This window comes from Parabacteroides vesiculifaciens, from assembly GCF_049860805.1.
Taxonomy (GTDB): Bacteria; Bacteroidota; Bacteroidia; order Bacteroidales; family Tannerellaceae; genus Parabacteroides.
On sequence record NZ_CP187555.1, the window covers coordinates 3547505 to 3563592 of the forward strand.

At 44.4% G+C, this 16088-nt stretch carries 10 protein-coding genes; 4 read left to right on the plus strand and 6 right to left on the minus strand.

The annotated features are described in order from the left end of the window. Positions 1–236: 236 nt before the first annotated feature. Positions 237–2057, minus strand: coding sequence for an AMP-dependent synthetase/ligase (locus ACPYIV_RS14220; protein ID WP_293740784.1), 1821 nt, complete (start codon positions 2055–2057; stop codon positions 237–239). Positions 2058–2243: 186 nt separating this feature from the next. Between ACPYIV_RS14220 and ACPYIV_RS14225 the strand changes: the two genes are divergently transcribed. The 3 genes from ACPYIV_RS14225 to ACPYIV_RS14235 are packed head-to-tail and all read left to right on the plus strand — an operon-like array spanning position 2244 to position 4422. Next, positions 2244–2570: a PadR family transcriptional regulator gene (locus ACPYIV_RS14225; RefSeq protein ID WP_005635619.1), complete on the plus strand. Its 327-nt coding sequence runs from the start codon at positions 2244–2246 to the stop codon at positions 2568–2570. A 12-nt stretch (positions 2571–2582) separates the two neighbouring features. Then, positions 2583–3674 carry a PspC domain-containing protein gene (locus ACPYIV_RS14230; RefSeq protein WP_293733945.1) on the plus strand — a complete coding sequence of 364 codons (1092 nt, stop codon included), beginning with the start codon at positions 2583–2585 and terminating at the stop codon, positions 3672–3674. Positions 3675–3690: 16 nt separating this feature from the next. Next, positions 3691–4422 (plus strand): head GIN domain-containing protein, encoded by a 732-nt coding sequence (locus ACPYIV_RS14235; protein WP_425883614.1) that lies wholly within the window; start codon positions 3691–3693, stop codon positions 4420–4422. 216 nt (positions 4423–4638) lie between these two features. Here ACPYIV_RS14235 and ACPYIV_RS14240 read toward each other — a convergent pair whose 3' ends face one another. From ACPYIV_RS14240 to ACPYIV_RS14250, 3 genes are all read right to left on the minus strand, one after another. Then, entirely contained in the window at positions 4639–5034 is a 396-nt protein-coding gene (locus ACPYIV_RS14240; RefSeq protein WP_293733943.1) for an HIT family protein, read from the minus strand. Between the two features lie 12 nt (positions 5035–5046). Further along, a complete protein-coding gene (gene greA, locus ACPYIV_RS14245) occupies positions 5047–5517 on the minus strand; it encodes a transcription elongation factor GreA (RefSeq protein ID WP_293733942.1) in 471 nt (156 codons plus the stop codon). A gap of 211 nt (positions 5518–5728) precedes the next feature. Then, complete coding sequence (locus ACPYIV_RS14250) at positions 5729–6886, minus strand: TlpA disulfide reductase family protein (RefSeq protein WP_293733960.1); 1158 nt, start codon at positions 6884–6886, stop codon at positions 5729–5731. A gap of 199 nt (positions 6887–7085) precedes the next feature. Here ACPYIV_RS14250 and pnp point away from each other — a divergent pair, with 199 nt between their 5' ends. Continuing rightward, entirely contained in the window at positions 7086–9341 is a 2256-nt protein-coding gene (gene pnp / locus ACPYIV_RS14255) for a polyribonucleotide nucleotidyltransferase (protein WP_293740782.1), read from the plus strand. Positions 9342–10053: 712 nt separating this feature from the next. Here pnp and ACPYIV_RS14260 read toward each other — a convergent pair. Continuing rightward, positions 10054–13401 (minus strand): DUF6383 domain-containing protein, encoded by a 3348-nt coding sequence (locus tag ACPYIV_RS14260; protein WP_425883617.1) that lies wholly within the window; start codon positions 13399–13401, stop codon positions 10054–10056. Positions 13402–14433: 1032 nt separating this feature from the next. Then, a complete protein-coding gene (locus tag ACPYIV_RS14265; protein WP_293732951.1) occupies positions 14434–16074 on the minus strand; it encodes a fumarate hydratase in 1641 nt (546 codons plus the stop codon). Positions 16075–16088: the final 14 nt, after the last annotated feature.

A 16088-nucleotide genomic window follows, 5' to 3' on the forward strand; every position in this document is an offset into this window, starting at 1 on the left:
CTTTTTTTAATTTGTCCGGCAAAGATACTCAATTTTCCTGACTATCAAAATGTCACTACTACCCCATCTAAATCGGATTACTACCCCATATATTCGGAATTAGTAGCAAGGGTAATATTTTTTAACATTTCTATTTGTACATAAGACACCTCTTTTTTCTACCGAAATGACAAAAGCCCGACAGGAAGTTTATTTCCCATCGGGCTTTTGTTTATCGACACGCTTCTCAAAGACCGTCAAGAAGGGTTTGAAGCTTCTTCGTACATATTTTCGATTGAATCCGCGTATTTTTTCAAAATAACTGAACGGCGGAGCTTGAGTGTATCCGTCAGTTCACACCCCATTACAAAAGGTTCGGGCAATAAGATGAAACGCTTGATCTTCTCATAAGAAGCCAGATTCTTCTGGTTTTCCTCAATATGTGCCTCGATCAGACGAAGGATTTCCTTATTCCTGACAAGTTCTTCCCGGCTACCGACATCCAGCCCTTTTTCTTCCGCATACTTTTCCAGCAACGGATAAGCGGGAACGATCAGCGCACTGACAAACTTACGCTGGTCACCGATAACAGCAATCTGTTCGATATACTGGTCGCCACTCATAACCATTTCAATTGCCTGCGGAGCGATGTATTTGCCATTCGATGTTTTATATAAGTCTTTGATGCGCTCGGTAAAGAACAATGTGTTTCCTTCCATACGCCCGGCATCTCCGGTGCGGAAGTAGCCGTCTTCTGTAAACGCCTTCTCATTTTCCGCCGGTTTATTATAATAACCGGACATTACAGTCTTTCCTTTTACCAGAATTTCACTATTCGCCGGATCGATCTTGACCTGTACATCCGGCATCACTTCCCCGATCGAACCGAACTGGAATCCGACTTCCGGATAGAAACAAACCGTTGCCGTCGTCTCGCTCAAACCGTAACCATAGACAATCGGGATATTGACAGACTGCAAAAATTCATTAACCGTATCCGAAAGAGGTGCACCGGCCACCGGGAAAAAGCGTCCGCGCTCGATTCCCAGCACCCGCTTAAGCAGATTGAAAACGGTCCTGTTATACATTTCGAATTTCAATTTCAATCCACAGGGAGCCGGAATGCCTTTGTTCTTATATTCCAGATTATACTTGCGTCCGGTTTCAATCGCGTTCAGAAATATCTTCTTCATAGCAGGAGACGACGAGTTGATCTTTTCATGTACACCGGCATAAACTTTCTCCCAGAAACGAGGGACGTTGCACATCAATGTCGGGTGTACCTCCGGTAATGTCTTCTGAATCATTTTCGGATCTTGGTTGATTGCAATTACCACCCCTTTATGCAAGCAATAATAGCACCAAGCTTTTTCAAAAATATGAGTCAGCGGCAAGAAACACATGGAAAGATCCTTATCCGTAACCATCGGAAGGCGGATATCATGGATACGCATGGCTTCCAGATAATTGGAATGATGAAGCATCACCCCTTTCGACTCGCCGGTCGTACCGGAAGTATATATTATGGTAGCCAGATCCTCCGGCACAGCTTCATTCATACGGATCTTTACCGTTGTTTCAGCATGCGCATTATCACCTAACCGCAGGAAGTCGTCAAAATAAATCGAAGTCTTGTCTTCCGGATTCAACTTGACGGCCGGATCGAACACAACCAGGCGCTTCAGGTATTGGGAATCTTTCTGCACCTTGAATGCATTATTATACTGCAACTGTTCACCGACAAACAATGTATGTATATGAGCATCATTAATTATATACTCGATCTGTCCCGGAGAATTTGTAGCATACATCGGAATAGAGACTACGCGATTGGCGTATGCTCCGAAATCCGTATAAAAACATTGTGGCATATTCTGTGAATAAACCCCGATATTCTCCTGTACTCCTATCCCGAATTCGGCCATTGCCTTAGCCGTAAGCATAACTTTTTCAGAGAATTCCCTCCAAGATATTTTCAACCATTTCCCGGTGGCATTATCACGATGTTTCAATGCAGTACGGGAACCATATTTTTCTGCCTGTCGATGAATTAACTCGGCATAATGGTAGTAAATCATAATTCTTTGTTTTGAATTGATGTTGCAAAAGTACTGTTTTCTATTCTATTTGTCATGATATTAGCCTCTTTTTTACACAAAAGTGTCAGATTTGTGCAATATTAATGTTAAATTAGGATAAACATAGTAGTATGTATTGCATAGTACATAGGCAATACATATATTTGTGACGTAAAACAAAATACAATGAATGCAGAGAACGTAAAATCACAAATGAGAAAGGGGACATTGGAATATTGTATTCTATTGCTCCTCAAAAAAGAGCCGGCGTATACCTCTGACATTATCCAGAAGTTACAGGAAGCTAAATTGATTGTAGTGGAAGGTACCCTATATCCTCTGTTGACGCGATTAAAGAACAGCGAATTGTTAAGTTACCAGTGGATAGAATCTACTCAAGGACCGCCTCGCAAGTATTACCAACTCACACCGAAGGGAGAAGAATTCCTGGGGGAGCTGGAAACATCCTGGCAGGAACTGAACGATACAATAAACCACATCAGAAACAATTAAAATCAGAAAACAATGAAGAAGACACTGACAGTTAATTTGGGAGGAACGGTTTTCCACATTGACGAAGATGCATATCAACTGCTCGATAAATATCTGGCAAACCTCCGCATCCACTTCCGCAAAGAAGAGGGCTCGGAAGAGATTATGAACGATTTTGAAATGCGTATCTCCGAACTGTTCAACGAACGGGTCCGGCTGGGACATGAAGTGATCACGATCGAGCATGTCGAAGAAGTGATCAAACGCATGGGCAAGCCGGAAGAATTGTTCGAAGGCGAAGATGAAAAAGAATATAAGGAGGAAGCCAAGACGCATGCTTTCCAGGAAGAAGTGATTACCGGAGGCCGGAAAAAGCTGATGCGCGATCCGGACAACCGGGTATTGGGAGGTGTAGCCGGCGGTATCGCGGCTTATATGGGATGGGATGTCACAGCCGTACGTCTTGCCATGATCATCCTGCTTTTCATCCCTTATGCACCGATCATTATCCTATACCTTATATTATGGCTGGTAATGCCATTGGCACGGACCGCAGCCGACAAGTTAATGATGCGCGGGCAAAGCGTTACCCTCGAGAACATAGGCAAAACGGTTACGGATGGTTTCGAGAAGGTCAGCAATAATGTAAACGATTATATGAGTTCCGACAAGCCAAGAAGCTTTCTGCAAAAACTGGCGGACTTGTTTGTCAGCGTGGTAGGCTTCATCCTTAAATTCTTGGCCATACTGATCGGGATCATCCTGCTGCCGCCATTATTGCTCGTAGCCTTTATATTGGTAGTTGTCACCTTTGCACTTATTGCCGGAGGAACAGGCTTCCTTTACCAGGTGTCGCCATTCGGGGCCGATCTGATAGCGGGAGCACCGATTCCATTAGCTATCATGGGATGCATCGGTTTCATTCTGCTAATCGGCATTCCGATCTTTGCCTTGGTATATGCCATCTGTATGCAGCTATTCAAAGCAAAGCCATTGCCCAACACGGCAAAATGGACACTGCTGATCTTATGGTTAGTATCCGTAGTGCTGTGCATCATCTACTTCTATCAAACCGGAATAAACGGATGGAGCACATTGCCCTGGTATAATTTCTTCAACATATAAGCTATAAAACATAATCATGAAAAAATCTTATTCATTTATATTTGTATTCACATTGATGGCAGGGCTTTTATGCTCCTGCCATATCAACAAGGTTTCCGGTGACGGCAATGTCGTAAGCAAGGAAATCCCGATAGAGGATTACGATGAGATACAAATCGAGGGAGAAAACATCGACCTCAAATATATGCAATCGGGCGATGTCCCTTATTTGAAAGTTGAAACAGATCAGAATATCATGGATATGCTGGAAATCAGTTCCGACAGTAAAGAATTGGTTGTTCGCCCCCAAAACAGGCATATCGGGATCAGACCTACCCGCTTTGTTGTGATAACCAACTCGACCGCTCTGAAAGAGTTTGCAATAGCAGGTGGAGGCCATTGCGACTTAGGCAAAGGCCTCACAGGCGAGAAACTTGAAATTAAATTTGCAGGAGGAGGAGTTATAAAAGCCGATTCAATCGCCATCACCCGTTTAGATTGCGAAATTGCAGGCAGCGGAACGGTCTATCTAAGCGGTAAAACAGAAAATATGAATATAAAAAGTGCCGGTAGCTGCAAGATCAAAGCGTTCGATCTGGAAACCGAGAAACTTAATTGCAAAGCCGCCGGTAGTACCAATATTGAGATCACGGCAAGCAAATCAATATCCACCAAAATAGCCGGAAGCGGAACCATCCGGTACAAAGGGAATCCGGATATAAAGGAAAAGAGCATTGTCGGAAGCGGTTCCATAACCAAAGTCGATTAAGAATACGAAATAGAATTGTGTAAACATTGTGTGTTAAAAAAGAAGGCCGTCCTTTCACAAGGAGGGCCTTTCTTCTAAGGTTAACAAATTTATGAGTAAAAACCACTAATGAATCTTTACAAAAAAACCGCTTCCTTCCTCACAATATTGTCATACAGAGGAAGAAGCGGTTACAAATATACATAAAGTTTTTTATTCAAAAAGACTTTGCCCTATTTATTTAAAGGCATTTCTTATCTGAGCAGCGGTGTCTGCGAGCACGTCGTGCGTAACCTCCATTTTCTTTCCGCCAAAATACATATCCGACTCTTTTTGGATCGGAATTAAATGAATATGCGCATGAGGAACTTCCAGTCCCATTACAGCCAGACCAACCCGTTTGCAAGGAATAACAGCCTCCTGTGCGCGAGCCACCCGTTTGGCAAATGCCATCATACGTCCGAGCATAGGATCATCTATGTCGAAAATATAATCAATCTCCTTCTTCGGAATCACCAGCGTGTGGCCGGTAGCCACCGGATTGATATCCAGGAATGCAAAGAATTCGTCGTCTTCCGCTACTTTATGGCAAGGGATCTCGCCCGCCACAATTCTACTGAATATAGATGCCATAATGTTATATTATTAAATCGATATATCCATAATTTCAAAACTCATCATACCGGACGGCACTTTGATATTCACGACATCTCCAACCTTTTTGCCCATCAGTCCCTGTGCAATCGGAGTGCTGACCGCAATCTTACCTTCCTTCAGGTTTGCTTCCGAGTCTGATACTAAAGTATACGTCATGACTGCATTATTCTTGGTGTTTTTGATCTTCACTTTGTTCAGAATCTGAACCTCGTCTGTTTGAACACGCGTTTCGTCAATCAGGCGGGCATTGGAGATCAAACCCTTCAACTGGGCAAGCTTAGCTTCCATAATACCTTGTGCTTCCTTTGCCGCGTCATACTCAGCATTTTCAGACAAATCTCCTTTGTCACGGGCTTCTGCAATCTGGGCAGATATTTCCGGACGTTTTACGGTTTCCAGATAATTGATTTCAGCCAAAATCTTATCATAACCCTCTTTCGTCATATAGCTCACTGCCATACTAAATCCTCCTATTTGTTTAAAATGTTATTATTGATTACTGCATAATAAAAAAAGAATCCCGACCAACTACTTGGCCGGAACTCCTTTTTTCTGTATTTTCAGACTTTGCAAAGATAAATGATCTTTTTAAGATCTACAACCTCTCCGAAGTGCTTTGCAACATGTTAGGATTTATGATTTATGAATTATACATCGATGAAATCATAAATCAAAGTACTGCTTTTACATCTGATTCCAGTTTTTTCACGTCTTCGACACGCTTGACCAGGTTTCCTTTACGGTCCAGGATGAAAAGAGCGGGCAGTTGTTTTACATTGTACAAACCTGCCACCTGTGAGTAAACAGTCTGCGGATCGCGGACAGTAATCCACGGCAGATTAGATGCCCCGTTTCTCCAGAAATGGAAATCGCTATCCAACGACACCTGGTAAATCTCGAGACCCTGATCATGGTATTTCGTATACAACTCGCCCAATGCCATATTCAAAGCCGGCGACCATTCCGTCTGATAGGCCGTAAAGTTGATCAAAACGACCTTCCCGGGAGCAGCTTCAGACAGTTTCACCACTTCGCCCCGAACATCGGGCAACTCGATATCGAGGAACGATATTTCCTTTGTTTCCACACTGCTATAATCGATCGGACGTTGGGCGCGCAACACTTTCATCGATTGCAATGTCAGATTATACAAATGCTTCGAACGCGGGCTTTCCGGATAATAATGATCGTAGCTGGTTGCAACCGCTCCATACGCTTTGACATCATTCCTGTCGTACAAATCGAAGAACAACAGGCCGTCGATCTGCTGGAACAACGCGAAATAAGCAGCCGTGGACATCGGTGCCGAATAGATGTATTTCCGTGCGGCTTCCTTGTAGGCATCGGCTGCAGCCAAGACCTTCGAACGGTAGGTCGTATCTGAAATCATTTTATCCTCATACTCCTTACGCAAACGGCTGATAGCCTGGTGCGCATCCAGTTGAGCCAATGTAATTGCTTTTATCGCCTTTGAGTTTTCAGACCCTTCGACCGAATAGGAAGTTGCGAAAGTTCCGGCGTCGGCTACGAAAGAGATAGTCTCGGTCGAATCGACAGCGAAATTGATCAACTGATTATTCAGACGCAAACGATAAAAATCCGGATACTCAGGACGTTTCTCCGTAAATTTGAACTTCCCTCCGGGAGCCAACTTGATGGAGTCGAGTGTCACAACATTCGAAATTCCGACATTTTCTAAATACATAAATTGACCGTCAGCTCCTGCCACTACACCCTTTACCGTAAAATCCGAGGAGTTGTTACAAGCTGAGAATAAGAACATACACAGTCCTAAAACAGTTAATAGCCGTGTGGATATTTGTTTCATCATATCTTTACTTCTTGTTTTAATCCGCTGCAAATATACATTAATTTACAATTGTGGCACTATTATTCGCTAAATCTTCCCGCTATTTTTATAAAAAAGAGCATTTCTCATGTTTTTTATTTTCATTTTCACACGTTTACAGATAAACTTTCATTACATTTGCACCAATTTTTACAGATAGAAAAATAAGAAAAAGATTATGCTTAATCCAATTAACAAGACGATCGAATTGGCTGATGGAAGAACCATCACCATCGAAACCGGGAAATTGGCAAAACAGGCGGACGGTTCTGTTACCGTACGTATGGGCAACACCGTGTTGCTGGCTACTGTTTGTGCCGCAAAAGATGCAAACCCGGGTGTTGACTTCATGCCGTTACAAGTAGAGTACAAAGAAAAATTCTCGGCATTTGGCCGTTTTCCGGGAGGTTTTACAAAAAGAGAAGGTAAAGCATCCGACTACGAAATCCTGACTTCACGTTTGGTTGACCGTGCCCTCCGTCCTCTCTTTCCGGACAATTACCACGCTGAAGTATATGTAAATGTTATTTTATTCTCCGCAGACGGTGAAGATATGCCGGATGCGCTGGCCGGACTGGCTGCCTCTGCCGCATTGGCCGTATCGGATATTCCTTTCAACGGACCGATCTCCGAATGCCGTGTTGCACGTATCGATGGCAAGTATGTAGTCAACCCCACGTTCTCTGAATTGGAAAAAGCAGATATTGATATTATGGTGGGTGCTACGCTTGACAACATCATGATGGTGGAAGGCGAAATGGACGAAGTACAGGAATCCGAAATGCTGGAAGCAATCAAAGTTGCCCACGAAGCAATTAAGGTACAGTGCCAGGCACAGCTTGAACTGTCCGAAGCTTGCGGCAAGATGGTTAAACGCGAATATTGCCACGAAGTAAACGACGACGAACTGCGCAAGGATGTACATGAAAAATGTTTTGCTAAAGCTTATGCTGTCGCCACATCAGGCACAGACAAACATCAGCGCGCGGAAGCATTCGAAGCAGTCGTTGAAGAATATAAAGCCCAGTTCTCCGAAGAAGAACTGACCGACGAAAAGGTTGAAATGATCAACCGTTACTACCACGATGTGGAAAAAGAAGCCATGCGCCGTGCTATCCTGGATGAAGGGAAGCGCCTGGACGGTCGTAAGACAACCGAGATCCGCCCGATCTGGATCGAAACGGACTGCCTGCCCGGTCCTCACGGTTCCGCTATCTTTACCCGTGGTGAAACACAGTCTCTTTCAACCGTCACATTAGGTACGAAGTCCGACGAAAAGATGATCGACGACGTACTGAACCACGGCAAAGAACGTTTCCTGTTACACTATAACTTCCCTCCGTTCTCTACGGGCGAAGCAAAAGCTTCCCGCGGTGTAGGCCGTCGTGAAGTCGGTCACGGAAATTTGGCTCACCGTGCATTAAAGCGAATGATCCCGGCAGACTATCCTTACGTGGTACGCGTAATCTCCGATATCCTCGAATCCAACGGCTCTTCTTCGATGGCAACCGTATGTGCCGGTACGCTGGCATTGAGAGATGCAGGTGTTCCGATGAAGAAACCGGTATCCGGTATCGCAATGGGTCTGATCTCCGAAAACAAAGGTCAGAACTATGCTATCCTGTCCGATATCTTGGGTGATGAAGACCACCTGGGCGATATGGACTTCAAGGTAACAGGGACAAAAGACGGTATCACTGCCACCCAGATGGATATCAAGGTTGACGGTCTGTCATACGAAATTCTTGAAAACGCATTGGCACAGGCGAAAGAAGGCCGCATGTACATCTTAGGCAAGATCACGGAAGCTCAGCCGGAAGTTCGTTCGGATCTGAAACCTCACGCTCCGAGAATCGAAACAATGACCATCGGTAAAGAATTTATCGGTGCGGTAATCGGCCCGGGCGGAAAGATTATCCAGGGTATTCAGGAAAAGACCGGTGCCGTCATCACTATTGAAGAAGAAGACGGTGTTGGTAAAATCGAAATCTCAGGGACCAATAAAGCAACGATCGACGCTGCTATCCGCGCTATCAAAGGCATCGTAGCTGTTCCCGAAATCGGCGAAATTTACGAAGGTAAGATCTCTTCTATCATGCCTTACGGCGCATTCGTTGAATTTATGCCAGGCAAAGACGGTTTGCTGCACATTTCCGAAATCGACTGGAAACGTCTGGAAACAGTAGAACAGGCTGGCTTGAAAGAGGGCGATACTATCAGCGTCAAGCTGGTAGACATCGATGCCAAGACGGGTAAATTCAAATTGTCTCGCAAGGTTCTGATGCCGAAACCGGAAGGTTACGAAGAACGTCCGCCGAGACCCGAACGTGGTGACCGTGGAGATCGTGGTCCCCGTCAGGATCGTGGTGACCGTGGACCCCGTCAGGACCGTGGAGACCGCGAAGACCGCGGACCTCGTCGTGATCGCTATTAAGAATCAGTAAAACACATACGTGTATAATTCCAAGTAGCTCCCGTTCCATATTTTTGGGGACGGGAGCTATTTTTTTTCGGACGGGAGGCATAAAAAGGGGTGGACGTGGTGGACGTTCTTTTACGTTTTCAAGACTTTATACACAATGGTAATGGTTTTACCCCACCTAATACCAATGACCATTACATATAAAGTTTATAAAAGTGCATTTTAACGTCCACCACGTCCACCACATTCATTTGTAACACAATGGTAACAAATCCATTAACTGTCCCCTATATCTCCATCCACGATCCCTTCACCTGTCCAAAAGTTCGCTCAACTACGAAAAAAAGAGGCTTTTTCCATCGTATTTTCAGCTCAAATCCCTCCTTTTTCTACCATTTTCGACATCATTCACATCCATTTCGGGTCACTAATGACCATCGTTGAGACCTATTTTGGCTATTATTCCGCTACTTGACAGAATATTTAATATGCTTATATGAATGAAATGGAAAAACGAAGCCCCAGAGATGTCGATCACCTCCGGGGCTTGTCTTGTGAATAGCTTTCGCCCTTCACAGGGATACAGCTACTTGAACTTTTAAATTCAATATACTTTAGTATTATTAATATTAAATCCGGCCGCCTGTTCGCCTGTCGCAGGGTAATTGCCGTTTCCACGGCACGCGGCCAAACATTTTAGAATTATTTGATTATAAATTCAATCTTATTTTATGATAGCCTTTACAGCTTCTTCACCTTCAACAGCTACTACGACCACACCCTGAGGAGCAGCGATTACAGCGTTGTCGGAAGTCAGAACCGTGTTGGCAACCGGCTGGCCTAAGATGTTGCTGATAACAACCTTCTTGCCTGCAGCGCCGGTGATTTCTACCTGGCCTTCAGATGCGATCACTTTCACACCTTTAGCTGCGATAGTTTCGTTATCTGTAGCGGTTTCGTCTTCAGCTGAAACGTCAAGAACGTTTACGACAACTGCATCTTCTTTCGGACCCATTGCCAATACACCGTTGATGTTGTGAACGTAGTTCTTACCATTGTTGTTCTGGCATACGATGTTGTATTCGCCTTCAGCGTCTTTGCTTGCAAATTCGAAGCTGAACTGGAAGTTCTTAACACCTGCTTTAACAGCGTTCTTCAAGCCGTCAACTGATTTACCATCAGCGATAGATACTGTATCGATCTTGGCAGTAGCATCCAAAGCCGGAACTAACAAGGTATCCTGAGCCATGATAGAAGCTGTGCGGAACATAACGCGGCTTGCACCTGTACCATAGATGTACGGAAGTTCTTTGTTTGCATCCTTTGCATCAGCAGAGTCTACAGAGTTCCACATATACAGTCTGCTTGCAGCAACTTCTTCAGTAGCCTTAACACCCTTCGTGATGTAGTAAGTGTAAGGAGCAGCATTGTCATAATGAGCGGTATCCAACCAGAAGATAAAGTCTAAGTTGCTATAAGCATCAGCTTTCAAGTCACCTTCGCGAACTGCGATACCCTGGTTCTTTGCGTTAACAGCAGCATAGTCACCATTGATAGCCTGGATGCGTACGTGCTTCGGCAGAGATTTGTAAGAGGCAGGAGCTGACTGCGGTTTAACGATGAACATATCGTTACGAGCTGTCAGAGGTTCGCCGGAGATGGTCTTGTATTGAGTGCTGACAACCAACTTCTGAGCAGGAGTTGCTGTTGCATCATACAATACGAAAGTAGAATCCGTATCTACAGCGATCATAGAGAACTGAACCGGAGTACCGTTCTTTGTTGCATATTTGCCGTTAGAGAATACATAACCTCTTTTTGCATCATAGATGATAAATGCGCTGTCAGCGTCCATGATTGTGTAAGTCACTTTCTTCAAAGCATCTTCTACACCGTATTTGCCTTCAGCAGAAGGAACTAAAGTGTACAGCACTTCGTCTTCCGGAGCAGCTACTTTCAGCGTAGAGTCTTTTGTCATTACAATGCTCTGTCCTTCCAATACGTCAGCAGCAGAAGTGATCGTGAACTTGTTGTTCTTGGCATCGTTAGCTGTGATATATTTGAAGCCGATATAAGCATTGTCTGTATCTACGTCTTCGGCTGCTACCAACTGGATTGTATCGCCTTCGATTACGAAGATGTTATTGTCTTTGTCGGCAACGTTAGTAACACCCTGCCAGCCTTCAGTTTCATCACCACGGTTTGTAATAGTATAGTTGCCTTTGTCTACACCGGCAGCCTTAGCAACGACATACTGTGCAAACGGGTTGAATGCCTGAGCTTTTGCTACATATCCTGCAGCATTAACCGGGCTTTCATCAAAGTACAAGCCATAATATTTGTTAGCAACACCGGCACTTGCTTCTTTTTCTGCATCAATTACATAATACAGACCTTCAGCGATTGTTGCGTCACCACCGATTGTAGCGTCTTTGTCGGATGTTTTGATAGTTGCAACCAAGTTGCCATTGGCAGGAGTAGCAGGATCTGCACCGATCGTCAGAACTTTCGTGTTAGAAAGTTTACGGATTACTACTTGCTTAGAAGCAGCAGCAGCAACAGTCATAGCGTTCAAGCCATCAGTATAGTTTGCACCATTTTTATAGCTGGTAGTAGTCACAACAGCCAGATCAGAAGCACTTGTAGCTTCTTCTACAATTTCCAAACCATTCAGAGCATTAATAAAGTTGGTAAATGCAGCCAATGCTTTTTCTTCAGCAGCCTTCACTGTAGCATCTGTTGATTTTTCAAAACCTTTAATTGCTGTCTTTGCATTGTCAATCAATGTTTGTCCGGAAACGCCCGATGCATTATAAGTTCCGTTTACATTAAAAATTTCTTTGGTCGCAAACTTATCTCCCTCATCAGCATAAGCACTACTATTATTATTATTATAGTCACGGAAAGTCGTATACGCACCTACATAAACGAAATAAACTTTGTCCCAAACTGAATTCAAGGTGCTATTTGCTGTTGTATTAGCAGCTTTAGCTGTAGCTGCCAAATCATAGAATTTTTGAATTGTAGCATCAACAGCAATAGAACCTTGTGTAAATTGTGGAGCAATCACCATTGAATCATTCGGAATGTAATAAGTCACCTTGAAGGCAGCGGTTGCCGAATGATGCTTAGCAGCCAAACGAGTATCGAAAGCTGCAGGAGAAGTTGCATCCGGTTCAACGGCGATCGTGTCAACAATTAACTTATTGAAATCTTCCGATGGGTCATAGAAACTATAATCGACCAGCAGATATTCTTTCTGAGTTGTTTCAGCAGTTGCCGGAGCAATTACCCGTTTGTGTTCTTTTCCGTTTGTAAGATACAGAACATCATTACCACTACCGAATGCAGAACCATCAGCGGCAATTTTTGCATCAACGGCCTTCCATTTATTATCTGTCAACACATTCTTTTCTGTTGAAGAAACGTTTTCGTCAGTGAAGAACAAACGACCGCCTTCTTTCTCGACCAAAACGTTGAAGTCTGAAGCTTTCAGAGTAACGGGTGATGTTGAGACTGCAACCTGAGTCAAAGCGGTAGTCGAAGTAAGAGCACTGGTAGGAGCAGTATTACCCGGCTTTACAGCCAACTGAATACCATTAGCAGTAAAACCTAACTGGAAGACAGAGTCTTTGCCTGCCCCGAAGTTTTTCACGCAATAAAGACCTGCAGTTCCATCCCAAGCCCAATCAGTCTGGCCTTGCTTTTCGTTAGCCTTGATGTTCTCACGTTTTGTACCATCAACAGACTGCAACTTGATGGAAAGCATCTGGCCGGACAAACGGTTTACAAAAGAATAGGTGTATTGGACACCAGCAGATGTGGTATGAGCTGTTTTCTTTACCTGCCACAATGTACCAAGCAATTTATCGACATTGCCAGACCAAGTCGTAGTGCTTTGCAGGCCAAACTCGCTCTTGTCATTGACAGACAGAACATCGCTTGAAGCTCCCAAATGAATAAAAGAACCGTCCTTAACGTCATCTGCACCGTAAGCAGTAGCATTCGCATTAAAGGACAGTCCACCGGCCACCAGAGCGGCAGCCAAAAGAGTAGAAAATCTCTTGTTCATAATCATTAAAAATTAATTGTTAATAAAATAGTGTTTAAAAATCCAACAACTAATTTCACGAAGGGGAGAACAACTCCCCGCGAGTGATTATGAACGGGCATAAAAAAACGCGGGCCAATTGTCTATTATTAACTCAAAGGCTCTGGTAAGCCCGCTAAACAATAATAGAACAACAGCCCGCGCTTATACGATATAACAAACGCCGATCTAAAACGGCAAACATTATACGTGTAAGCGCAAGCATTTATTGTCCATTATTCCGTTTAGCTAAAAATTTACCAGATTTTTGAGTTGGAATAATCTTCGTAAAATGCTTACAATATGTAATTGATCCCGCACTCCGTGAGCCGCTGCCCACTACGGAATCGTTGCAAAGGTAAATAGGTTTTCCGAATCAACAAGAAAAAATGTCCACAATTTTCCAAAATATATGGATTACAGGACAAAACAATGCCGTTTATATAACATATCCCTTAGGTTTTGGGGATGAAAAAGATAATTTACTTTTTCCTGCTCCATTCGGACCAGCTATAACTGCAAATTCAGGACGTACGCTCATAGTCTCCTTTATTTTAAAAGATAAGCATATCGTCCTTGCCCTTTATCCGCCACCCTTGAAATCACTTTATAGCTTCTATCTTTACGATTGAAATCAACTAAATCTTCACTTCCGTCTGGATTGGCTAAATAAAAACTACATAATATAAGGAATAATCTATCCCCGCTACAAGAAAACTTATCTATATAGGCATAAAAAAATATCGGAATGCCTATCAATTCTATAATCAGTGCCAGTGATTATAAAATCAGTGCCAGCAATTATATAATCACAACCACTGATTATAAAGTCACTGACACCGATTACAGAATTAGCAGGCACTTAAGAAAGAATTATTCGGGACAAAAACGGTTTTTTCTCTCCATAGAAATAAAAAATTGTTACTGCTGGATTTGGTGCGATTGCCCTAATAAAAAAGAGGAAATGTCGTTACCGACACTCCCTCTCTTTATTATATGAATGTAAAGTACGTCTTACTTACCGCAAGTGCAACGCGGTTTGATCTGTTTGAAGAAATCGTTGCCCTTGTTGTCTACCAGGATGAATGCAGGGAAGTCTTCCACTTCGATCTTCCAGATAGCTTCCATTCCCAATTCGGGATATTCCACACATTCGATACTCTTGATGTTGTTCTGTGCCAGGATAGCAGCCGGACCACCGATACTTCCCAAGTAGAAACCGCCGTATTTCTGGCAAGCATCCGTCACCTGCTGGCTCCGGTTACCTTTCGCCAGCATAACCATACTACCGCCGTGGCTCTGGAAGAGGCCGACATACGAGTCCATACGGCCGGCAGTCGTCGGGCCCATGGAACCGCAAGCCATACCGGCAGGAGTCTTGGCCGGACCGGCATAATAGATAGGATGATCCTTGATATACTGGGGCAGATCTTCACCGCGGTCCAAACGTTCTTTCAGCTTGGCGTGGGCGATGTCACGGCCAACGATGATCGTGCCGTTCAGGGACAAGCGGGTTGAAACCGGATATTTATCCAGTTCTTTCAAGATCTCTTCCATCGGCTGGTTCAGGTTGATCTTGACAGCATCGCCTTCGCCTGCCTCGCGCAGTTCAGCCGGGATGAGTTCGCCCGGATGGCTATCCAGCTTCTCGATCCAGATACCGTCTTTGTTGATCTTACATTTCACGTTACGGTCAGCCGAGCAGCTAACACCCAGACCTACCGGGCAGGAAGCACCGTGGCGCGGCAGGCGGATGATGCGGATATCGTGTGCCAGATACTTACCGCCGAACTGTGCCCCCAAACCGATGTTGTGAACTTCGGCCAGCACCTCTTTTTCCAGTTCCACGTCCCGGAAAGCGCGGCCATATTCGTTACCGGTCGTAGGCAATTCGTCATAATAATGCGTAGAAGCCAGCTTCACCGTCAGCAGGTTCTTCTCGGCAGAAGTACCGCCGATAACCACAGCGATGTGGTAAGGAGGACAGGCAGCCGTACCCAATGTCTTGATCTTTTCGATGATGAACGGAACCAAAGTGCCGGGGTTCAGGATCGCCTTCGTTTCCTGATACAGGTAAGTCTTGTTAGCCGAACCACCGCCCTTTGTTACGCACAGGAACTTATATTCCATACCTTCCGTAGCTTCGATGTCAATCTGGGCGGGCAAGTTGCACTTAGTGTTCACTTCATCGTACATATTCAGGGGAGCGTTCTGCGAATAGCGCAGGTTCTCTTCCGTATAGGTTTTATAAACACCCAACGAAAGCGCTTCTTCGTCGCAGTAGCCGGTCCACACCTGCTGTCCCTTTTCGCCGTGGATGATAGCCGTACCGGTATCCTGGCAGAAAGGAAGTACACCCTTAGCAGCAACTTCTGCGTTACGCAGGAAAGTCAACGCTACATATTTGTCGTTATCACTTGCTTCCGGATCGCTCAGGATCTTAGCCACCTGTTCGTTGTGCGAACGGCGAAGCATAAAGGATACATCACGGAAAGCGGCATTAGCCATTGCCGTAAGACCTTCTTTCGCAACTTTCAGAACCGGAGTTCCTTCGAACTCGGAAACCGAAACATAATCTTTTGTAAGCAGATAATACTCTGTCGTATCCGGGCCCAATGGGAACGGAGCCTGATACTTGAAAGGAGTTGTTGCCATAGCGTTTGTATTTT